The 24,001-nt window shown below is 39.4% G+C and carries 15 protein-coding genes; 10 read left to right on the top strand and 5 right to left on the bottom strand.

What is annotated here, in order from left to right; translation table 11 throughout:
* Positions 1-2 precede the first annotated feature (2 nt).
* Entirely contained in the window at positions 3-626 is a 624-nt protein-coding gene (gene mqnB / locus AC0IWT_RS16050; RefSeq protein ID WP_471797922.1) for a futalosine hydrolase, read from the bottom strand.
* A 100-nt stretch (positions 627-726) separates the two neighbouring features.
* Between mqnB and AC0IWT_RS16045 the strand changes: the two genes are divergently transcribed.
* The 4 genes from AC0IWT_RS16045 (at position 727) to AC0IWT_RS16030 (ending at position 6,542) form a co-directional block, all read left to right on the top strand.
* Positions 727-1,137 (top strand): 6-pyruvoyl trahydropterin synthase family protein, encoded by a 411-nt coding sequence (locus AC0IWT_RS16045; RefSeq protein ID WP_471797921.1) that lies wholly within the window; start codon positions 727-729, stop codon positions 1,135-1,137.
* A gap of 6 nt (positions 1,138-1,143) precedes the next feature.
* Entirely contained in the window at positions 1,144-1,779 is a 636-nt protein-coding gene (folE, locus tag AC0IWT_RS16040; protein ID WP_471797920.1) for a GTP cyclohydrolase I FolE, read from the top strand.
* 65 nt (positions 1,780-1,844) lie between these two features.
* Positions 1,845-2,726, top strand: coding sequence for an ACP S-malonyltransferase (fabD, locus tag AC0IWT_RS16035; protein ID WP_471797919.1), 882 nt, complete (start codon positions 1,845-1,847; stop codon positions 2,724-2,726).
* An 87-nt stretch (positions 2,727-2,813) separates the two neighbouring features.
* Complete coding sequence (locus tag AC0IWT_RS16030) at positions 2,814-6,542, top strand: sensor histidine kinase (protein WP_471797918.1); 3,729 nt, start codon at positions 2,814-2,816, stop codon at positions 6,540-6,542.
* Here the strand turns inward: AC0IWT_RS16030 and AC0IWT_RS16025 are convergent, their stop codons facing one another.
* The gene (locus AC0IWT_RS16025; RefSeq protein WP_471797917.1) at positions 6,543-7,445 is read right to left on the bottom strand and encodes a hypothetical protein; all 903 of its coding nucleotides are present in this window, start codon (positions 7,443-7,445) and stop codon (positions 6,543-6,545) included.
* Between the two features lie 210 nt (positions 7,446-7,655).
* On the opposite strand from AC0IWT_RS16025, the gene AC0IWT_RS16020 reads away from it, so the two are divergent.
* Positions 7,656-9,200: a glycoside hydrolase family 10-like protein gene (locus AC0IWT_RS16020; RefSeq protein ID WP_471797916.1), complete on the top strand. Its 1,545-nt coding sequence runs from the start codon at positions 7,656-7,658 to the stop codon at positions 9,198-9,200.
* On the opposite strand, the gene AC0IWT_RS16015 is transcribed toward AC0IWT_RS16020, so the two are convergent.
* Positions 9,201-10,343 carry an acyltransferase family protein gene (locus AC0IWT_RS16015; RefSeq protein ID WP_471797915.1) on the bottom strand — a complete coding sequence of 381 codons (1,143 nt, stop codon included), beginning with the start codon at positions 10,341-10,343 and terminating at the stop codon, positions 9,201-9,203.
* A 150-nt stretch (positions 10,344-10,493) separates the two neighbouring features.
* Positions 10,494-12,413, bottom strand: a complete 1,920-nt coding sequence (gene nagB, locus AC0IWT_RS16010; RefSeq protein ID WP_471797914.1) for a glucosamine-6-phosphate deaminase — start codon at positions 12,411-12,413, stop codon at positions 10,494-10,496.
* 156 nt (positions 12,414-12,569) lie between these two features.
* On the opposite strand from nagB, the gene AC0IWT_RS16005 reads away from it, so the two are divergent.
* The 3 genes from AC0IWT_RS16005 to AC0IWT_RS15995 all read left to right on the top strand — a co-directional run bounded on the left by AC0IWT_RS16005 (position 12,570) and on the right by AC0IWT_RS15995 (position 18,287).
* On the top strand, positions 12,570-13,766 hold the full coding sequence (locus AC0IWT_RS16005; protein ID WP_471797913.1) for an anhydro-N-acetylmuramic acid kinase: 1,197 nt from the start codon (positions 12,570-12,572) through the stop codon (positions 13,764-13,766).
* A 66-nt stretch (positions 13,767-13,832) separates the two neighbouring features.
* A complete protein-coding gene (locus AC0IWT_RS16000) occupies positions 13,833-16,970 on the top strand; it encodes a SusC/RagA family TonB-linked outer membrane protein (protein WP_471797912.1) in 3,138 nt (1,045 codons plus the stop codon).
* An 18-nt stretch (positions 16,971-16,988) separates the two neighbouring features.
* The gene (locus AC0IWT_RS15995; protein ID WP_056869314.1) at positions 16,989-18,287 is read left to right on the top strand and encodes a RagB/SusD family nutrient uptake outer membrane protein; all 1,299 of its coding nucleotides are present in this window, start codon (positions 16,989-16,991) and stop codon (positions 18,285-18,287) included.
* A 42-nt stretch (positions 18,288-18,329) separates the two neighbouring features.
* Here AC0IWT_RS15995 and AC0IWT_RS15990 read toward each other — a convergent pair whose 3' ends face one another.
* Positions 18,330-19,076 carry a DeoR/GlpR family DNA-binding transcription regulator gene (locus AC0IWT_RS15990; RefSeq protein ID WP_056869315.1) on the bottom strand — a complete coding sequence of 249 codons (747 nt, stop codon included), beginning with the start codon at positions 19,074-19,076 and terminating at the stop codon, positions 18,330-18,332.
* Between the two features lie 234 nt (positions 19,077-19,310).
* Between AC0IWT_RS15990 and AC0IWT_RS15985 the strand changes: the two genes are divergently transcribed.
* Both AC0IWT_RS15985 and AC0IWT_RS15980 read left to right on the top strand, forming a co-directional pair.
* Positions 19,311-22,409 carry a SusC/RagA family TonB-linked outer membrane protein gene (locus tag AC0IWT_RS15985; protein WP_471797911.1) on the top strand — a complete coding sequence of 1,033 codons (3,099 nt, stop codon included), beginning with the start codon at positions 19,311-19,313 and terminating at the stop codon, positions 22,407-22,409.
* A gap of 11 nt (positions 22,410-22,420) precedes the next feature.
* The gene (locus AC0IWT_RS15980) at positions 22,421-23,992 is read left to right on the top strand and encodes a RagB/SusD family nutrient uptake outer membrane protein (protein WP_056869317.1); all 1,572 of its coding nucleotides are present in this window, start codon (positions 22,421-22,423) and stop codon (positions 23,990-23,992) included.
* The last annotated feature ends 9 nt before the right edge of the window (positions 23,993-24,001 follow it).

The following is a 24,001-nucleotide window of genomic DNA, read 5'->3' as shown; positions in this document are numbered from 1 at the left end:
AATCAATTCATATCTGATAGAAAAGCAATTGCCCAGTCGTTTAAATTTTTAATCGCTAAACCAATTTTCCACTTGTCTTTGTTGCGTGGCTCAACATAGTTGGATATGCTTCTGATTTGTAAGCAATCTATTTTTTCCTGCTGGCAGGCAAATAAAACGGCAGCGCCTTCCATGCTCTCGGTTTTCGGATTTAAGCGCTCCAGCAAGTTTCTTATATTTTTTTCATTGCCGCTCACCCGGTTTACCGTAACGCCGTAAACCTTTGGTAAATTAACTTCAACCCTGCTTTCAGATGTAAAGGTGTTTTCGCCGAAGCCTAAATCGGTTATTGTTAAAAAGTTTTCTCCGTCTTCTGCGCCAAGTTCGGCAAAGGTATCATGGGTAATGTTTACCAGGCTGCCAAGTTCCATTTGCCTGTCGAAACATCCAGCTATGCCTAAATTTAAAACGAGCTTGTACTTGTATGATAAATGCTTGCCTAATGCATAGGCCGTTGCAACCATACCCACACCAGTAATTAAAATGTCGAAATTTCTTTCTTCAATAAAATCCCCTTCCTGCAAGTTGAAATGCTGATACAGAAAGGTAAGTTCGGCTTTTGTAGCGGCTACAACTAATGTTTTCATGAAGTAAATTTAGCGCATTCTTTTCATTAAAATATCTTTCTTTAGCCTTTCGTGTTTAGGCTTAAAGCATTATGAGTATATTTGTGGTTTAATTATAATAATGATTTATATAACGAGAAAAGCATCATTTAATGCAGCGCATAAGCTGGCCCGAACCGATTGGGATGATGAAAAAAATGCTGAAGTGTACGGCAAATGTGCCAATCCTAACTGGCATGGTCATAATTATTGGCTTTATGTAACCGTAAAAGGCGAGGTTAACCCGGAAACAGGTTTTCTTGTAGACCTTAAATGGTTAAAAGATGTGATGAACACTTATGTTGTAGATAAGGTAGATCATAAAAATTTAAACCTCGATGTAGACTTTATGAAAGGCAAACTGGCTTCTACAGAAAATCTGGCAATTGCAGTTTGGGATCAGTTGGTAAATCCAATTGCCGAAGCCGGTGCAATTTTGCATGCCGTTAAAATTTACGAAACTGAAAATAATTACGTTGAATATTTTGGTTAAGCCTTAATGGAAAAGAAAGATATTTTGAAAGAAGAATCAATAGACGGTTATGTAAAAATCGATCGATATGATGAATCGAAAATCGACGCGGTTGCTGCGCATTATAAAGATATTTTAGGTCAGTTAGGTGAAAACCCGGAACGTGAAGGCTTAGTGAAAACACCTGAACGTGTTGCAAAAGCGCTTCAATATTTAACTCATGGCTACGATTTAAAGCCTGATGAAATATTGCGGTCAGCAATGTTTGAGGAAGATTACAGTCAGATGGTTGTTGTTAAAGACATAGAGGTTTATTCGATGTGTGAACATCATATGTTACCGTTTTTTGGCAAGGCGCATATTGCCTACATTCCAAACGGGCACATTGTTGGCTTAAGTAAAATACCTCGCGTGGTCGATGCCTTTGCCCGCCGCTTGCAGGTTCAGGAGCGGCTGACAAACGAAATAAGAGATTGCATACAAAATAATTTGAGCCCAATGGGTGTTGCGGTAGTTATAGAGTGTAAACATTTGTGCATGGCTATGCGTGGAGTACAAAAGCAAAATTCAGTTACCACTACATCGGCTTTTACCGGCACATTTTTAAGTAACGATAAAACAAGAGCAGAATTTTTGAGGTTAATTACTGCAAGTTTAGATTAATTGCTCAATTAAAAAGTTTCAAGTACCAATATTGAGTGGAAACTCATTTTTTTAAAAGAAAGATAATGAAAGCATATATTTTCCCTGGTCAGGGAGCACAGTTTGTGGGCATGGGTAAAGACCTTTATGAAAACTCCACAGCTGCGGCATTATTTGAAAAAGCCAATGAAATTATTGGTTTTAGAATTAGCGACATTATGTTTGGTGGCACTGATGAAGAGCTAAAACAAACCAATGTAACACAGCCTGCAATATTTCTGCACTCGGTTATTTTAGCGAAAGTTTTAGGAGATAATTTTAAGCCTGATGTGGTTGCTGGTCATTCTCTTGGAGAGTTTTCAGCTTTAGTAGCTGCAAATGCTTTAAGTTTTGAAGATGGCTTGCGGTTAGTTATTGCCAGGGCGAATGCAATGCAAAAAGCTTGTGAAGCGCAACCATCAACAATGGCGGCAATATTGGGTTTGGCAGATGATGTGGTTGAAAAAATCTGCGAAGAAATCGACGCAGTCGTTGTTCCGGCAAATTACAATTGCCCAGGGCAACTGGTTATTTCTGGCAGTATTGAAGGAATAGATTTGGCTTGCGCAAAGCTTACGGAAGCAGGCGCCAAAAGGGCTTTGAAATTGAATGTGGGTGGTGCATTTCACTCACCATTAATGGAGCCTGCAAAAATTGAGTTGCAAGCGGCAATAGAAGCTACAAACATCTCAGTGCCAGTTTGCCCGGTTTATCAAAATGTAGATGCCAAGCCTTACACCGACCCGGATCAGATTAAACAAAACTTAATTAAACAGTTAACCGGAGCAGTGCGCTGGACCCAAACTGTTACAAATATGCTTGAAGATGGCGTTAGCGAATTTGTAGAGGTTGGGCCAGGAAATGTACTTCAGGGCTTGGTTAAAAAGGTAAGTAGAGAGGTTGCCACAAGTAGTGCAACCTTAAGTTAAGCAATAAGTACGTCTATTATTCAACGCCATAAACCCAGCCGTTTATGGCGTTCTTTTTTATAATATTTAATATCTTTATCAAAATCGATGAAATTGAGCTTTGGTGTAAAAATAAGATTTCTGTTGTTTGTTCTGGGATGCTGTCTTATTGCAACATCAATTTCATTAAATCGCTTTACCACTAAAAAAGTTTTGCTCGAGCGTGAAGCAAAAAAAATTCAGGAAAACCTTCGTTCCAAAGAAGATATTGTTGATAGATTCTTATCCAACAAAAAAGAGTTAGCCAAAGCGAAGCGATATCATGTTGATACAAAAAATGCCCTCAACTTTTTAGATTTATACCGCACCGCCGGGATTAACCTTCAAACGTTTCAAAACAATAATTTAAAGTATTGGAGCAGCATAAAAGTGCTGGATATAAACCCGAAAACAATAAAGGAAGGTAAATCAGTTCTGTATTTTTCTAACGGATTTTACGAGGTTATTAAGAAGACTGACGGCGATTTTGTTTTGGTATTTTTAATATCCATTCAATCTAAATATGCGGTTCCTGAAAACAGGTATTTTAAAAATGAGATGGATCCTCAATTATCCAACTCAAAAATAATTACTTTATCCGAATATAATGATGCCGATGTTTATTCGATAAGGAGCAACGATAACACCTTTCTGTTTTCATTAAAAATAAAACCGGGCTACACTGATAATTACTATTCAGAAACACAGGTTTGGCTCTTTATAGCAGGCATTTTGTGCATTTGCATGTTCTTTAATTCGCTCTGCTCGTTCATTGCCAGACGCGGACATTTGGTGTTGGCAAGTATTTTGTTTTTGGCTTTTTTTGTAACAGGGCGTTTAACAGATATCAGTTTCGGATGGTTTAATCATCATTTCCCTTTAGAGTTATTCGATCCAAAAATTTACGCGGCGAATGATCTTATGCCATCGCTCGGCGATTTTTTAATGAATGTTTTCGCCGGAACATGGTGGTTACTGTTTGTTTACAACCATAAAGAACAATATAAATTTCCAGAGTGGATAAGGAAAAATAAGGCTTTCGGGTTAATTATTCACGTTGTTTTTTTAATTCACATTTCGCTTATCGCCTTCTTTGTTGATGATTTATTTTTCGGGCTTATTAATAATTCAAAGATAAATTTCGATATCATTAATATTTTAAAACTGAGCGGAAACAGTTGGGTTAGCATCGTAATTTTATGCCTGGCCTGGTTTCAGATTTACCTGATAACTGTAGTTTCGATCGAAGTAACCAAACAGCTAAATGTTACCAACAAGGAACGTTTAATCTTATTTTTAACAGGTTTTGCAGGTATTTTTGTTTACAAGCTGGCAACTGATTTCACTGCATTTTTCATCGTATTTGCATTGGTTCTTTTTATTATTGGGAGGATAACTTATGTTAAAGAAAAGTATTTTTCTGTTGGATTGCTTTCCGTTTTATTTTTCTGTCTGGCCTTTAATACATCCATAAAATACATCAAATACAAAGACATTAAAGAACGCAGCGAAAGAGAACTCCTGGCCAGAAAAGTTCAATCATCAGAAGATCCAAATGCAATAATTGCTTTAAGTAAGCTGGAAAGGCAACTGCTCGAAGATGAGTTTTTGGTTAAGTATTTTACAAATAATCAAACTGCCAATTTTGCGGTTTTGAAGAACCACATCAGAGGTTATTTAGATGGATACCTAACCCGATACGATTATAATATTTTCGACTACAATAAGTTTGAGACGGCCATAAATAATGCAGAGGCACAGCCTATAGAAAAGTATAAGCGTTTGGTAGAATCCGGCTCAGTTAAAACTGAAGCCTCCAACTTTTTTTATCAGGTAAACAACACTTTTGGCTATCAGGATTATTTCGGGATTATTCCGGTAGTGAAAAATAACAACCTTCTTGGTACTTTAATTATAGAGTTGCGCTCTAAGCCTTACAATTACAGTAATCGTCTGCCCGATTTGCTTGCCGACCAGAAATACAATAAGGATGAAGAGTTTAAGAATTACTCGATTGCACTTTACAGCAACAACAAGCTATTGAACCAATCTGGTACCTATACTTATCCATTAGACGGCAGTATTTACAAAGGCAAATTAAACGATTTTGTGATTTCAAATGATGATAATTTGCATTACAGCAACCTAATCTTTAAGCCGAGCAACTCTAAAATGGTTGTAATCAGCAAAGAAAAAGTTGGTTATGTTGAAAGACTGGCGGCTCTTTCATTCTTTTTTCTGGTTTTTATTATTTTTTGCATTTTACTCTATGGTCTTGTATGGCTCATTAAAAACCTCGATGATGACAGGGTAGGGTGGTTTAGCATTAACCGCTCACTAATGATTAATGCCAACAAAATTTTATATAAAACGAGAATCCAGGTAACGATAGTTTTAACGGTTGTGGCCACGCTGATGGTTGTAGGTTGGACAACCTATTGGTACATGAATAATGAGTACCGCGGGCAGCAAGATATTTTAATAAAAGATAAAATTAGAAAAGTTCAGCAGAACTTTGAAAAGCAGGTTTTTAACGAAGGTAAGATTAGTACTGATGAAAATGCCATAGCCGATTTCAATAATTTTGCTGATGTAAACAATGCGGATTTAACGCTTTATGATACCAAAGGTGATGTAATTATGACTACCTATCCAAAGCTCTATAATTTTAAAATAATTGGGCGTAAGATGGGTACTAAAGCGTTTTTGAATTTAGGAGGCCTTCAACGCTCGGAGTTTATAAATCAGGAAGAGAAAATTGGCAATTTGACCTATGCAGCGGCTTATGCCCCGATTAGGAACGCTCAGAATAAAACAATCGCATATATTGGTTTACCGAATTATTCTAATGAGGATGAATACAAAGATAAGATAGCACTCTTTGTAAGTAACCTGATAAATTTATATGCGCTGGTTTTTGTGGCAATTGGAGTGCTGGCAGTTTTCCTTGCGAATCAGATTACTAGTCCACTTACTTTTTTACAAGAAAGCTTTAGCCGCACAAAAATTGGGCAGAAGAATGAGCCAATTGTTTGGCGTCGTCATGACGAAATTGGGGCACTTATTAAAGAATATAACAATATGATTGGCGCCCTGGAAGATAGTGCCATTAAACTTGCCCGATCTGAAAGAGAAAGTGCCTGGAGGGAAATGGCAAAACAAGTTGCCCACGAGATTAAAAACCCGCTTACACCATTAAAACTAGGCGTTCAGTTACTGGAGAAATCCTGGAGAGAGAAAGATCCGAACTTTGAGCTCAAATTCAATAAGTTCAGTAAATCTTTTATTGAACAGATAGATAGTCTTTCAAAAATAGCTTCTGAATTCTCCAATTTTGCCAGGATGCCAGATACCAAACTTGAGCAGACAGCGGTACTTTCTGTGATAGAACAGGCCAGGGAAGTTTTCAGAACCGCAGAATTTGTAGATATAAACATCACTAATAGGGCTACAATTAATGTTTACATTCAGGCTGATAAAGATCAGTTGCTGCGCTCTTTCAATAACCTGTTTAAAAACGCCATCGAAGCAAACGATGGTGATTTGGAGTGCGAAATAAATGTGTTAATTTATAATGATAACAGAAACGCATATATCGAAATAAAAGATAATGGTAAAGGCATTCCTGCGGGATTACATGATAAGATTTTTGTTCCAAATTTTACAACCAAAACTTCGGGCACAGGCTTAGGATTAGCATTTGTTAAGCAGGCTATTGAAAATGCAGGAGGAAACATCAGTTTTACTTCGGTGATGGGTAAAGGAACAACATTTTACTTAAACTTCCCTTTGGTTTAATTAACGCAATTCCAGCTGGGCTTTACCCATGGTAGCGCCATCAGTGTAAAGGATTACGGTGTAAATACCTTTAATATAAGGCTTAGGATTTGCCCAATCAATAGTGTAGGTGCTATTGTCGTTATTGTAGTCGATGTAAACGGAGTGCGTATATTGCATCTCTTGTCCGTCTGCTTCAAAGCGGTTGCTCTCGTCGGCTAATAAATTTCCGGCAGGGTCAAAAACCCTTAAAAAAACGTTGTGATGCCCTTTTTCGGCAAGTTCATTTGGGATTACGTTGAAACGTACACTCAGTTTTTCGGTCGTTGATGACTTACTAACTTCAATTTTTTTTCCGCTAGACTTTGTTCTGAATGCGATAATTTCCGCTTTCTGAACTTTTAATGCTGCGGCCGTTTTAACTTTCGCATTTAAGTTAGAATTTTCGTTTGCCAGGCTGTTGGCTTTGTCATTTGCCAGCTTAACAGAATTTTCCAGACTATCTTTCGTTGATTTTAAAAATATATTTTCCTTCTGCAGCTGGATAACCTGGTCATTGTAGTTTTTAATAAAAATTTTCAGCTCATCAATCTGAGTTTGTGCCTTATCCAGTTCTGCCTGCGTAATTTTGCCTTTCTCGAGGGAAATTTTTAATTCTGCAATTTTTTCTCTGGCCAGTTGCTGCTCCCCAACAAGTTTTTCATTCAAATCAAGATTAAGTGCATTTACTTTGTCAAGCTCAACTTCGATTTTCTCTACCTCTAAGCGCAGTTTATCTTTTTCAGTACTTACCGTAACCAGGCGTTCGCCTTGTTGCCGATCTTTAAAAAAAAGGTAACCATTAGTGCCAATTAATGCGGCAATTACAATTATCAGAAAGTAAATTTTGTTTCTATCGCCTTTATTAACGTTTTGTGGTTCCATTCTTAATAATGCTCATTTCGTTTCAGTTTAATATAATTGATGTCTTCATAGGTAAATGGTAACACAACTAAGGTTTGTAAAATGTGGCGCAAATTAAAATTTTTCATAAAATTATATGAGTTTTTAAAAAAAATCGTTTAATTGCCAGGGTTCAAAAACTATCTTATTTTCGAACACACACTCATCCTGAATAAAAAAACATACATAATAATGCTTAAAAACTTTCTATACGCACTTTTATCTTTAACTATACTACCTTATATATTAAATGCACAACCAACATCAAAAATTGCACCAAAAAGAGAGTTTAGGGGCGTTTGGGTAGCCACAGTAACCAACATAGATTGGCCATCAAGGCCAGGATTAACGGTCGATCAGCAAAAGCAAGAATTGATTGGAATCCTTGAAAAACACAAATCACAAGGTTTAAATGCAATCCTTTTACAGGTTAGGCCTGCCGCAGATGCCTTTTATGCTAAAGGCAGGGAGCCGTGGAGCCAGTGGCTAACAGGGAAACAAGGCTTAGCACCTGCGCCGGGTTACGATCCTTTGGAGTTTGCCATAAAAGAAGCTCATTTTAGGGGTATGGAATTGCATGCCTGGTTTAATCCTTACAGGGCCAGTATGAATATGTCAACAGCCTTAAGTGCAGACCACGTAACAAAGGCCCATCCGGATTGGTTTTTTAATTATGGAGGGAAAAGACAATTCGACCCGGGAATACCTGAAGTTAGAGAATACATTACACAGGTAATTTTAGATGTGGTAAAAAACTATGACATAGATGGCATCCACTTCGACGATTACTTTTACCCTTATCCAATTGCCGGCCAGAGGATTGATGATGGTAACACCTTCTATAAATACCCAAACAACTTTTCTAATATCAAAGATTGGCGGAGAAATAATGTTGATCTGCTCATAAAAATGGTTGATGACAGTGTGCACCACTACAAAAAATATGTAAAATTCGGGATAAGTCCCTTCGGTATCTGGCGAAACAAATACGAAGATCAGGAAGGATCTGCGAGTAATGGCCTTTCAAATTACGCAGAACTTTACGCTGACAGTCGTAAATGGATTAAAGAAGGCTGGGTAGATTACATCAACCCTCAGATATACTTTAGTTTCAGTAAAAAAGTTGCTCCATTTGGTGTGTTGTTAGATTGGTGGAGCAATAATGCTTACGGGCGGCACGTTTATGTTGGCCATGCGGCATATCTTGTAAATTCCAGAGCAGAAATGGCCTGGCGTAATCCGACCGAACTGCCAAGTCAAATTAGGGCACTCCGGGAGAATAACCGTATTCAAGGCAGCGTTTACTTCTCTTCGAAATCGTTAAGTACGGTGGCAAGGGCTTTTGGAGATTCTTTAAAAACCGATTTATACAAATACCCAGCTTTACCACCACAAATGCCATGGTTGGATGAAACACCGCCAAATCAACCGCAGTTGTTAACAGCAGACGCATTGAAGGATGGCGTGCATTTAAAGTGGTTAATGCCTTTGAAAGCCCGGGATGGCGAAACAGCATCAGGCTTTGTGATTTATCGCTTTGCGGAAGGTGAAAAAATCTCCACCCTCGACCCCAAAAACATCTTAAAAATTAGTTTCGAAGACTACCTTTCTTTTATAGATACTACAGTAGAAAGCGGAAAGCGATACAGCTATTTAGTTACCGCATTGGACAGGTTAAAAAATGAAAGCGAACCCAGCGGGCCAGTTGGCGTAGAAATTCCTTTGGCAAAAGAATAGTTAAACTTTAATGATGATATTCTTTTTGTACATGAAATAAAGTAAAACATAAAACCCCAGTACATAAGTTATCGCCCAAACTAAAGAGGCATTTATCGGCGAAAAAAACGGTACGTAGCAGGTTTCATAAAAACGTACCAGGATACCGGTTTTTTCGCCATCGGGCTTCGTTACCTGAATTAAGTTAAGTACTCGCGGCATTAGGCCGGCAAGGAAAAATACTGTTATCGCATTAACTCCATAAACAACGAATGGGGTGGTAAACTTTTTATATCCCTGAACGTCGATTACCCAGTAGCAAAGTGCCAAAGCTACAGAGGCCAGTCCGCCGGCGTACAATACATAAGAGCTTGTCCACAGGGCTTTGTTAATTGGAAATTGCAAATCCCAAAGCAAACCTAAAACAACAGCTGCTATACCGGCACTAAATAACCATGCAACTTTTGTTGGGTTATCTACATCTTTTCTTCGCATCCAAATGCCAACTAGAATACCGAACAAACAGGTTCCTATCGCTGGCAAAGTACTTAAAACACCTTCCGGGTCCCAGGTTTTTGATGAAGCCCAGGTATGGGATTCTGTTAAAATACCTCTGTCTATCCAGGCTGCTAAATTGGTTTCTTTTTCCATATTGGGATAACCAACACCGGGCACAGGAACAAATGTCATCAATGCCCAATAAACCGCAAGAATTACAATTAATGTTTTGAAAATTGTTTTCTGCGATGCTTTTAAAAATATGATGCTGCTGATGATGAACACGATGCCGATGCGCTGAAGAACACCCAACAGTCTTACGGTTTGAAACGCATGAGCAGGGTCATTAAGCAGTTTTCCGAAAATTGCTAAAAAGAACCCCAAAAAATAAAGGATCAGGCCTCTTTTTACTGCCTTAATTATTGTTTTTTTATGCGAAGAAGGATCTGCTTTGCTACTGCTCATTGCAAAAGCGATGGAAACGCCTACAATCCACAGAAAAAAGGGGAAAACCAAATCGGTTGGTGTGCAACCATTCCATTCGGCATGCTCAAGTGGTGCATAAATGTGTGCCCAACTGCCTGGGTTATTAACTAAAATCATAGCGGCAACTGTTAATCCTCTTAAAAAATCGAGTGATAATAAACGTTGTTTTGGCTGGGTCATTTTTAGGCTGGGTTAGATTTTGAAACTAATTTAGAGTATTGTTTTAATAAATTGAAATATTGAAAAAATAAGTTCAGAATGGTTCAGACAAAAAAAATCCTGCATTGAATTCACAATGCAGGATTTTTCTATTGAAACAGTTTATTACTGCTAAAACTTCCAGCGAACAAAAGCTTCCATAGCCTCATACTCTGCTAAACCTAAAGCATCATAAGCTTTTGCAGTATCGCGATTGCGGTCTTCGGCTCTCTGCCAGAATTCCCTTGCATCGTCACCTGGAAAAACAGCTCTGTCTTTCTGACTTTGGTGTTTAAAAATCGCGTATTTTTTGCGCTCAAGTTCCTGCGGACTAATTGGCACCGCCATTTCGATCTCATGGGTTTCGAACTCATGCCATGCACCACGGTACATCCATAACCAGCATTCGTTTGCCCATTCTTCTGTTTTACGTAATTCAGTTAAAGCAGCTAAAATAATATTAAAGCAAACCAAATGGGTGCCATGTGGGTCTTCAAAATCGCCGGCTGCAAATATTTGCTGCGGTTTCACTTGTTGCAAAAGCTCAATCGTTAACTGTACATCAGCATTTGTTACCGGGTTTTTTTGGTTTTTGCCACTTTCATAAAAAGGAAGCGCCTGAAAATGAATGTGGTCATCTTCAAGGCCACAATACCGGGCACCGGCAATCGCTTCACCTTTCCTGATTAAGCCTTTAACAGTCTGAATTTCCGGAGTATCTACCTGATTTGGCTTTTTCTGCTCGATAAAAGCCCTCATTTTATGATAGAGTTCTTTTAAGTGGGTATTATCCATGCCCATCTTCTCGGTAAAATCAACATTAAATTCCACAAATCTCAAAGCGTCGTCGTCCCAAACTGCCGTGTTACCCGAGGTTTGATAAGCTACGTGTACATCATGTTTCTGATCGACTAAACGGATGAACGTTCCGCCCATAGATATTACGTCATCATCAGGATGAGGCGAAAATATTATGACACGCTTTTTCGCAGGCTCTGCCCGCTCGGGGCGTTGCGAGTCGTCTGCATTTGGTTTACCGCCGGGCCAACCTGTAATGGTATGCTGTAATTTGTTAAAAATATGGATGTTGATGTTATAAACAGGCCCTTTTTCGGTGGCAAGTTGTGCCATGCCATTGTTGTTATAATCATCTTCAGTTAGTTTTAATATTGGTTTTTTTAGGGTATTTGCAAGCCAGATAACTGCTTTACGAATTAATGCATCGGTCCAAACACAATCCTTAACCAACCAAGGGGTGTCAAATCTGGTCAAATTAGAGGCTGCCGGAGCATCTAAAATGAACTCAACATTATCAGAAAGCTGAAGATACGTTGCCGGAACTTCACCAGAAATTTCACCTTCTACAGCTTTTTTAATAATTGAAGCTTTTTTACGGCTCCAGGCCATTAAAATAATTTCGCGAGCCTTAAAAATAGTTCCTATACCCATGGTGATGGCTTTTGTAGGAACAAAAGTTTTCCCACCAAAATCACGGGCAGCATCTCTTCGTGTTAAATCATCCAATGTTACCAAACGCGTTCCGGAGTTTGGCGCAGAGCCTGGCTCATTGAAACCGATGTGACCAGTACGGCCGATACCCAAAATCTGAATGTCGAGGCCACCCAAATCGCCGATTTTCTTTTCATAATCCAAACAAAAGGCAGGAATGTCTTCCAACGCCAGGGTTCCATCCGGAATGTGTACATTATTTTTATCGATATCGATATGGTCGAAAAGATTTTCGTTCATAAACGTAACGTAACTTTGCGCCGCATTTGGGAGCATCGGATAATATTCATCCAGGTTAAAAGTTATTACGTTTTTAAAACTTAAGCCTTCCTCTTTATGCAATCTAACCAGTTCGGCATAAACCGCAATCGGCGTAACACCTGTTGCTAAGCCCAGTACTGCAGGTGTGTTGGATGCTTGTTTTCTTTTGATGAGATCTGCGATGCGATGTGCAACATTTACAGAAGCAATTTTAGGATTTTCGAACACGCTTACCGGTAGTTTCTCGAAGCGCGTCTCCTCCAGTAGATTTAATCTTGCCATTTTTTTTGTATGGATTTTAATGTACGGAGCAGTAAATATAGAAAGATATGGTCGGTTTTTAACAAAGGTTATTTACTTTTATTGCAACTATTTCCTTAAAATTGGCTTAGAGGCACAAACAAACGTTTGATCGTTCTCGCAATAAATCAAGCAATTATGAATCTACAGTTAGAAAGACTCTATAAAAACGCAGGCAAAGATGAACGCTTAATTATTGGCTTAATGAGTGGTACCTCGATGGATGGTTTAGATATTGCGCTTTGCAGTGTTAAGGGAAATGGTGCAGAAACTCAGATACGAATACTCGAATTTGAAACTGGTGATTTTACCGATGATTTCAGGCAAAAAATAAAAGCTATCTTTTCTAAAAAGCAGGTTGATTTAGAATTGGTTTGCCTCATGAATGAGCATATAGCAAACACTCATGCCGAGTTAATAAACGATGCATTGAAGCGTTGGGGTTATACTGCCGCCGAAATCGATTTTATCGCAAGCCATGGGCAAACGATATTTCATGCGCCGAAGGCACAACACCAATTACACGATTACCCAAACGGAACCCTGCAAATTGGCGATGGAGATCACATTGCGGTAAAAACGGGCATTATCACTTTATCAGATTTCAGGCAAAAGCATTTGGCTGCGGGCGGTGAGGGTGCTCCGTTGGCCTTTTATGGCGATTACCTGATTTTTTCGAAGAAAGACGAAGACAGGATAATGCTTAATATAGGAGGGATTGCAAATTTTACCTATTTGCCCGGAAACCTGAACGCCAGCGAAATCTTTTCTACAGATGTTGGTCCTGGGAACACCATGATGGACCAATACGTGCAAAAACACTATGATGTTTTCTATGATAAAAATGCCGGGATCGCATCATCAGGAAAAATAAATGAAAAATTATTTTCGGCATTACTTAACTGTAAATTTTTTGATGTTGAATTCCCAAAAACGACAGGCCCTGAATTGTTCAATCTTGATTATTTGACGTCAGCGCAAAAAGCCTCATCCACAGAAAACATTAACAAGGAAGATGTTATGGCAACGCTTTGCCATTTCTCTGCCGAAACGATTTCAAACTCAGTGAAAAAATGCTTTGGAGATGATGCTGCTGCAAATGTTTTTATGAGTGGCGGTGGAATGCATAATCCATTACTCGTTAATTTGCTTAAAGCTAAACTGCCTCAATCTGTATTTAGGAGCACCGAAGATTTAGGCATTAATCCCGATGCAAAGGAAGCCGTTTTATTTGCGGTTCTTGCTAACGAAACATTGTGCGGAAGCCCAATAAATTTTGGTAGAAGACAGGGCGTACCTTCCATTTGTATGGGTAAAATCAGTCTTCCTGAATAAAAAATTTTGTTTGCACGCAATTTTATTAAATTTGTTTTTATCCTATTTTTTACTAAATCCTAATTTATGGAAAAATTTTACCTTAAATGGTCGCCAAGGTTTTTTACAATTTTGATGGCCCCATTGCTGCTACTCTTATTTACAGAGATGGCAGACGCTCAAACAAAGCGCTATACAATTAGCGGAAAGGTAACTGAAGCAACAACGAAAGAGCCAATTCCTGGCGCAGTTCTAAAAATTTTAAATACAACCTTAGCCACAAGTACCGCCGCAAATGGAACTTACACTTTTGCTGTCGATTTGCCGGCCGGAAAGTACCAGGTTCAAATGTCATATGTTGGTTTTAAAACCTTAACGCAAACGGCAGATTTAGGCGCCGGAGATCAGGTGCAGCTTAATGGGAGTTTAGCAACAGATGCGGTGGGCCTCGATGAGGTTATCGTTACCGGTACATCACAAGGAACTACGAGAAAACAATTGGGAAGTTATGTGAGCACGGTAAAGGGCGACGATTTAAATAAAGCGCCAAGCGGAAATGTTTTAACAGCTTTGCAGGGCAAAACGCCTGGTGCACAAATTAGTCAGAACAATGGCGACCCAGCCGGCGGAATGTCGGTTAGATTACGTGGTATAAGTTCTGTTTATTCTTCATCAGAGCCACTCTATATAATTGATGGCGTAATTGCGAATAACTCTACAACCCGGGTAACCAATACCTCTGGTAATTACGATGGAAATAACTTTGTGGGTTCCATTGGCCAAAACAGGATGGTTGATATCAGCCCATCCGATATTGATCACATTGAAGTTTTAAATGGCGCAGCTGCTGCGGCAATTTACGGTTCGCGTGCAAATGCGGGTGTGATTCAGATTTTTACCAAACGTGGCAAAAGTGGCGCTACTCAGGTTACGTTCAATACCAGCCTAACCATAAGCGAACTGCGCAAACAAATTGAAGTTAACCAGGCGCCGCTAAAATTTGGTGGCTCGGTAGATGCTTTTACTCAGGATATTATTCAAACTGTAGGCACGCCACCAGCCTTGCTTACGAATACAACGCCGGTTACACGTTACAATTATCAGGATTATATTTTCCAAACCGGTGTAGGTACAGATAATTCTGTATCGGTTTCTGGTGGTAATGATAATACAAAGTTTTACACATCTGCCGGTTACTTTAAAAACCAGGGCATTATTAAGAATACTGATTTTACAAGGTATAATTTTAAAGCAAATTTAGATCAGAAAATTAATAACTGGGCCCGGATGACAGCTGGTTTCAATTATGTACATAGTGATGCTAATGAAAAACCGGATGGTAACTCGTTTTTCTCTCCGATGAATTCTGTAACCATCATCGGTAATTTTCATGATATTTTTAAAAGGGACGCACTCGGCAATTTATTGGCTGTTGGCGAGCGTGGCCGTGTAAATCCGGTATCGGTTATTGAAGACATAAAGCAGCGCCAGTTTTCGAACCGCATTATTGCAAATACAGGCCTAAAATTAAATCCGGTTAAAAACTTAACTGTCGATTATACAATGGGCGTTGATAATACGATTCAAAACGGCACAACTTTTATCCCGCCCTTCGCCTATAACGTAAGCACAGGTTTTTATGGTGGCGGTGCGGGCTTAGACCCATCTTTAAACGGTTATGCAAGTGCGGCAAATGCAACCACAACCTTATTTAATAACGAACTGAACTTTACCTATGATGCGAAATTAACATCACTGTTAAGTTCTACTACCCAGTTGGGCGGTTCTTACCAGTATCAAAAAGACTTGTACAGCCTGCTTAACGGACGAGGTTTAGCACCATTTGTTGAAACTGTGAACGGAGCAAGCTCAATTCTGCCAAATAACGACAGGAGGTCGGAATTTTCAATTTCCGGAGCTTATATTCAACAGAACTTTAAATACAAAGATCATTTGTTCGTAACCGGAGCGGTACGTGTTGATCAATCGACTGTTTTTGGTGAAGATAACCGTACGCAATATTATTTAAAAGGTAACATTAGTTACGTGCCTTCATCTGCCGATTACTGGAAAGATTTTGGGGTAAGCTCATGGTGGAATGCCTTTAAAGTTCGGGCTGCTTATGGCGAATCGGGTAACTTAACGGGTATTGGTCCTTACGATCGTTTTAACGAGTACAGTTCGAGTTCTTACATCGGGAAAATTTCATTGGTATCAAGCGGTCAGCTTGCCAATACAAGTGTTAAGCCAGAGCGCCAGAAAGAGCTTGAAATAGGTACAGACATGGCTTTTTTTAATAACCGTTTGAGTTTGACTTTTAGCTGGTATAACAAAAACGTAAAAGATTTACTTATTCCGGTGGTGGTAGCACCGACAACTGGTTTTTCGAGTTTACTGGATAACGCTGGCTCCATCCGCAACCGTGGTTTCGAGTTAATGGTAAGCGGCGTACCTTTAAAAACAAAAGATTTCAGCTGGAATAGTACAGTTATTTTCAACAGAAACCGTAATAAAGCAGTTGGAACAGGTGGATTGAGATTATTATCTACAAATCCCGGAGCGCCAGTTGCAATTATTGACGGCCAGCCAATCGGTGTATTTTACGGAACTTTCTTCGCCCGTAAGGACGATGGAAGCCTGCTTACAAATGCTGCCGGAATTCCTCAGCTGGAAAGAGGTACCCAAACATCAGCAACAACATTTTCACCACAGCGTGATGCAAATGGCCTACCAACAGGAACTACGTTGCGCAAGGTTTTAGGCGATCCAAATCCGGATTATACCGCATCATTTGTTAATGATTTTACTTACAAAAAACTGAGTTTGCATGTTCAGCTGGATGCAGTACAGGGCGGTGAGGTTTGGAATGCTGATTGGCGTACCAGACAAGGCGTTGGAAATGGTAAAGTTGCAGAACAGGAAGATTTAGGTTTGTTACCTCGAGGTTATATTGCAGGTGTGTATGCTACCGAAGAATGGCGTATTGACGACGGATCTTTTGTTAAACTAAGGGAAATATCTTTAAGCTACAACTTGGGTAAAGTTTCTTTCGTAAAAGACCTTACTTTAAACGTAAGTGGTAGAAATTTATTTAGCTGGGATAATTACAAAGGCTATGATCCGGAGTTAAACTCCGGCGGACAATCAACTATTTTAAGAAATATTGATTTTGGTTCGGTGCCAATTCCACGTACTTTTTCATTGGGCTTACAGGCTAAATTTTAATTCCAACACTAAATCATTATGAAAACTATCAACATAAAATATTCAGCTTTTTTAGTAATGGTTACGGCCTCATCGATGCTGTTTTCATGCAAAAAAGAATATAAAGACCCAAACGGGGCAATTGCTGCCGATGTATTGGCTTCATCAAAAGGTTTAACCGGCGTTTCTGTTGGCCTGCAGAGAGTTTATACCGTTAGCAGGCCGGGTTTGCTTTTCAATTCGATTGCCGCGAACGGCTTTGTAACTAATGAAGTGTTTCTTCTAAATTCGGGAAATATCCCCGAACTGCAATTAAGCACCGGAGGAAGCGCAGTAGATGGTACAAATTCGATTCTGCTAAACTTGTGGGCTAATGCAAACAAAATTGTTTACGATTCTGATAACGTGATAACCAATGCTGCAAATCTTGCAGATAAAAACTACGCAGCTGGGTTAATTGCTTACTCGAGTATTTTTAAAGCGCTTGCGATTGGAAATATGTCTCAGTTTTGGGAAAAGGTGCCTTCTGGAATCGGCTCAAACGTTACCTTCATCACCCGCGTTGAAGGTTTTAACAAAGCGATTTCTGTAATAGATAATGCAATTTCTGTAATTGCGGCAAACCCTGTGAGTGCTACATTTTTAGCGCAAATTCCGGCAGGTTTAGATATTACGAATACCCTGTATGCGTTGAAAGCCCGTTATGCTCTTTTTGCCGGAAATTATCCGCTGGCCTTGGCTGCCGCTAACCAGGTAGATTTAACGAAAAGATCGGCATTTAACTTTGATGCCATCACCTTAAATCCAATTTTTGAAGTGGCTACATCAACGAATAATGTTTTTCAGCCAACAAATGCAAATTTAGGTTTAACCGGTTCGTTTACTCCAGATCCGGCTGATAAACGTATTCCATTCTACACTTCAACCGCGGTAATTGCACCTGCTGTGCGCATAAGTGGTTTTGGCGCAGCGGCCTCAACAGCCTTCCCGATTTACCTTCCGGGTGAGATAACTTTAATAAAGGCTGAAGTTTACGCCAGGCAACCAGATTTACCTAATGCTTTAACAGAGTTGAATAAAATAATAACCAAAACTGCTGCGGGCGATCCGTTCGGCGTTGGTGCAGCTTTGCCTGCTTTGACAGGAAGTTATAGCCAGCAGCAATTATTGGATTTAATCTATCAAAACCGCTGTATCGAATTGTACATGTCTGGTTTAAAACTGGAAGATATGAGAAGATTCGCAAGGCCAACATCAGAAAGGAAGCGTAATTTCTTCCCATATCCGTTTCAGGAGCGTGATAATAATTCAAACACACCTGCAGATCCATCATTTTAAAGCAAAAAGGTTCCGGTATAAAACCGGAACCTTTTTTGCTAATTATAGGATATTCAAATTTTTTACAACATACCTCGATATCGAATCATGGTCCGCGTCCAATTCAGTGATCAGGTAACTTATACTTTCCATCGAACAAACTTTTAGTCGCAAAGAAATATCGAGTTTCTCTGATATACACAAAACCGCCGATTTTTTCGAAGCCGCCAGCATTGCTTTTTTTAGCTGGTTAATTTCCCAGTCGGTATCTGTTAAACCTTCTTCCGGATGTATAGCACTGGTTCCCATCAGGCATAAATCAACTTTAATTTCCGAAAGTTGATTAATAACATGTCCACCGTAGGTTATTTGCGAATTTTTTGAGAATAAGCCGCCAATCAAAATAACTTCTATGTTACTGTATTTAGCAAGTTCTACGGCAACCAACGGACTTATCGTAAAAAAAGTAGCGGCAAGGTTTTCTGGTAATTGTTTAACAAATTCAAGAATGGTCGTTCCCCCGCCGGTTAAAACAACCATACCATCTTTAACCAGAGTGGTTGCTTTTTTGGCGATGATGATTTTGCTTTCCCGGGCATAAACCGTGCTATCATCAAAAGAAGAATGGTAAGACTTAGACAATGCACCGCCATGAACCTTAAAAAGCAGGCCCTGGTCAACAAGTTCCTGTAAATCCCTGCGTATCGTATCTTCCGAAACGTTAAGTAAATGAACTAAATCAGAAGTAAGTACCCGGTTGTGCAGATTGATCTGGCGCATGATGAAGTCATGGCGTTCCTTTTTGAGCATATAGCGTTTGGTTTACACGAATGTAAAAATAATTTTCAAATACGTGCGTGTTTTTGCGGTTTTCTGCAATTAAATACTGTAAGTTGTAAATAAAAATGTTAGTTGTTTGTTCTTTTATTGAAAAACATTTATGATATTAGCTTAATATTGAAAAACGTGCGGTATTGTGCGTGTTTTTGGCAAAACAAACTAACTACAAACAACTAAACATTTTACTAACCTTATTGGCAGTTTATGAAAAAAAAGCTACTCTTAATTTTTATCGGTACGTTTTTGTTGCTGGCTCATGCCATAGCGCAACAAATAACCGTTACCGGTAGGGTTACGTCGTCTGACGGACCGATACCGGGTGTTTCCATTAAAGTTAAAGGTACCACGGTGGTTACTCAAACCAGTGGAGATGGTACTTACTCAATTAAGGCATCCAGAACAGATGTTTTAACATTTTCTTATATTGGTTTTGCAACAGTTGAAAGAACAGTTGGATCCAATACAACAATTAACGTTGCGCTACAGTCGGACGCAAAAGGTTTAGACGAGGTTGTGATCACAGCTTTGGGTAATACGGTTAAGAAACGCGAGTTGGGTACTTCTCAACAAACGGTTTCGGGCGCTGCAATTGCCGAAACTCAACGCGAAAACTTCGTTAACGCTTTACAAGGCCGCGTTGCCGGGGTTGAGGTTACAAGTTCTTCTGGTGTACCGGGAGCATCATCTTCAATTACAATTCGTGGTGTAAGTTCTATCAGCGGAAGCAACCAGCCTTTAATGATTGTTGATGGTTTGCCAATTGATAACAAGACATTAAACACTTCGGCATTTGTCTCTGACGCGAGTTCTAACACTGCCTTTAGCAATCGTGGCGTAGATTTTACAAACCGTTCGGCAGATATTAACCCTGAAGATATTGAAAGTTTGGTGGTTTTAAAAGGTCCGGAGGCAGCAGCACTTTATGGTATTGATGCGGCAAATGGTGCTATCGTTATTACTACAAAAAGAGCAAAAGCTGGAGCAGGCGCAATTAATTACAGCAACAGTTTCAGAGTAGAAACAACAAGAAAATATCCTGAGTTACAGAAAGAATATGGCTTGGGTGGCCAGGGTATACCAAACTCTGTTTCAACTCTTAACAATATCTATCAGTATTTTGGGCCTGCCTATGCGCCCGGAACGCAGTTTTATGATAACGTTAAAGACTTTTTTCAAACAGGTTTTACTCAAAAGCACAACTTATCATTTGAAGGTGGTTCAGAAAAAGTTAACTACCGTATTTCGACATCTTACACAGATCAGGGTGGTGTAGTTCCTAATTCAGCTTATCAAAGGATAAATTTAACAGGTGCATCTCAAGGCATTGTAAACAGTTGGTTAAAAACCGATTTATCAATGAATTATAGCTATTCCGTTAACGACCAGCCTTTAAAAGGTAGTATTGGCCCATTGTTAGGATTATTAGTTTGGCCACAAACGGATGATGCAACAAATTACATAACCGCCGCTGGTACAAGAAGATTATTGGCATTCGGTTCTGCCGGGAACGCTGAAATAGATAATCCTTATTTTAACGTTAATAAGAATATCATCAATTCAAAAACCAATAGAATTATCTCCAACCTGGGTTTAACTATTACACCTTTCAGCTGGGTTAACATCAAATCTAATGTAGGTATCGATTCATATACGAATCAAAACTTAATCGTTCGTCACCCGGAAAGCGCTTCAGCATTTAGCCGCGGTGGAACAATAGATGTTGCGAACGACATTACCAGAAACATCAATTTGCAAAACTTAATTAATTTTGAGAAACAAAAGCTTACTGAAGATATTTCATTTGATGCTACTTTAGGTAACTCATTGCAAAATCTAAAGTCGAATGTAGATGCAGGTTATGGAGAAGGGTTTCTTGATCCAAATTTCAACTCGTTAAACAACGTTGCAACCAAATTGGTTAGAACATCAATCAGCCAGCGCCGTTTGGTAAGTTTCTTTGGTAGAGCCACGTTCGATTTCAGAAACTATTTATTTTTGACCGGAACAATCAGAAATGACCGTACATCAACCATTCCAATTGACAGATATTCTTTCTGGTATCCATCAGTTCAAGGTAGTTTTGTATTCACAGACGTGCCTGCATTTAAGGCGTTGAAAAACGTATTTTCGTACGGTAAGTTAAGAGCAGCTTATGCAAATGTTGGTAAGGATGCCAGACCGTATGCTTATGTGCCGACCTTAGAAAACAAAACAACTGCAGGTGGTGGTTACGGATACGGTTTTACAGGTCCAAACCCTGGGTTAAAACCAGAATTCGCGAAATCTTACGAGTTTGGTGCTGAGTTTGGCTTCTTCAATAATCGTTTAGGTTTGGATGTAACTGCTTACCGTAAAGAAACTACAGATCAGATTGTAAACGACATCAGGAGCAGTTATGCAACCGGTTTTATTTTGTTAAACCTTAATGGTGGTTCTACCAGAAACCAGGGTGTTGAAATTACCTTGCGTGGAACGCCTGTTAAGACTAAAAACTTCAACTGGGATGTGTTAGCGAACTTTGAATCGGCAAAAGGAAAAGTTTTATCTTTACCTAATGATTTGCCAGAATCTTACGTGTCTGACACCTGGTTATATGCAAACGTGCGTAACGGTAATACGCCGGGCTTCTCAACCAGATCATTAACAGGGCTTTTCTACCTACGTAATAACCAGGGACAATTGTTAATAAATCCAACCTCAGGTATTCCGGTTCGTTCAACAACTTTCCTTGAAGGAGGTTATGACAGACAGCCAGATTTCTCGATTGGATTAACCAATACTTTCACTTACAAAAATATGTCGCTCTCTTTCTTGTTGGACATTAGAAAAGGTGGCGATGTATTGAATGCAACACAACACTTCCTAACCACTTTAGGCTTAAGCACCAATACGCTTGATAGAATGACGCCAAGAATTATTCCTGGAGTGTTGCAGGATGGAAGAGAAAACAGCGCTAATCCAACGGTAAATAACATTTCTTTCGTTCCTTACTACCAAAACGGTTTTTATTCATCAGTAAGTGAGGAATTATTTATCGAAAAAGATATTAACTGGATAAGATTGCGTGATGTTACCTTTAATTACAGACTTCCACAAACCTTGCTTAGCAAACAAAAATTTGTTAAAAGTGCAAGTGTCTTCGTAACTGGTACCGATTTGTTTTTGATTACAAACTACACAGGTTTAGACCCGGTTGTTAATGGTAATACAGCAGCAGTTGGTGGTTCAGGGGCGGCTGGTATCGATTATGGTAACTTCCCGATGCCGATTGGTTTAAACTTTGGAATTAAGATCGGATTATAATAGAAAAGATTATGAAAAAAATATATTTAATATTGCTAACCGGACTTCTGTTCACTGTTAGCAGTTGTAAGAAATATCTGGATGTAAATACCAATCCAAATGCACCACAAACGGTAACAGCTAACTTATACCTGTCGCCGATGATACACTGGATGGTAACTGCTCCACAGTACGATGGAAGGTTTATTGGCAGATATACCCAAAACTGGACATCAACTTCAGCAGGTACAACCTGGGATTTACAGGGTTACGATCCGGTTTCGGATAATGGCGCCGAACTTTGGAGAGATGTTTATTGGAGTTTGGGCCAGAATCTGGTTGATATGAACACCAAGGCCGAAGCAGAACAACGATGGGATTTATTAGGTGTTGGTCAGGTAATTAAAGCTTGGGGATGGCAATCTCTAACCGATGTTCATGGGGAAATTATTGTTAAACAGGCAATTGATCCAACGAAATATGTATTCGATTATGACACACAGGAATTTGCTTATCAGGAAGTTCAGCGTTTGTTGAACGCTGCTATCGCAAATTTGCAAAGAACTGACGGAGCCGTAGATGCCGCCTTTTTAGGAAAAACAGATTTAATTTACAAAGGCGACCGGTCTAAATGGTTAAAACTTGCCTACGCAATGCTGGCTTTAAATTTAAACCACTACAGCAATAAATCGACTTATAAACCTGATGATGTTATTGCTGCGGTCGATAAGTCTTTCACCAGTAATGCAGATGATGCGCTAATGGCTTATCCTGGTGTAACTGGTAATGATGACAGAAACTTTTTAGGTCCAACCAGGGGCAATATGCAAACTTACAGACAAACATCATTTATAGTTAATTTGATGAATGGAACGCAATTCACTGGCGTTACAGATCCTCGCATGAGCCGTATGCTTGCACCAGCACCAGATGGCGTGTACAGAGGTATTGTTACTGCCGCAGGAAACGCATCGTTTGCTGCAAGTCAGTTACCGAATAACTTTTGGAATTTAGCTTCTATCTCAGCTCCGCCAGCCAATACACAGGGAAGATATATTTTCTCTGATAAATGTAAACTGCCGGTAATGACTTATTCTCAGCTACAATTTATTAAAGCAGAAGCTGCATTCAGAAAAGGCGATAAAGCAACAGCCTTAGGCGCATATACAGCTGGTGTATCTAGCCACATCGATTTTGTTAACGCGAGAAATATTGAAGATAACCAATCGCCAACGCAGATTACGAGCGCAGAAAAAACAGCTTATTTGAGTTCGCCGTTAATTATCCCTACAAGCTCTGCCGATTTAACTTTAACGCAGATTATGTGTCAGAAATATATTGCCCAGTGGGGTTGGGGCCATCTGGAAACCTGGATGGATATGAGAAGATACCATTATACAGATGCAGACCCGGCTACCGGTAAACAGGTTTATCTGGGTTATGTATTTCCAACAACATTATATTCAGATAATGCGGGTAAACCGGCATACAGAATTCGTCCGCGTTACAATTCTGAATATGTTTGGAACCGCACAGCCTTAGGCGTTATTGGTGGTTTAGCAACCGATTATCATACTAAACCAACCTGGATCGTTCAACCTTAATTAGCTCGT

The sequence above is a fragment of the Pedobacter sp. AC464 genome (genome assembly GCF_979253075.1).
This window is presented reverse-complemented; position numbering and strand designations above follow the sequence as displayed.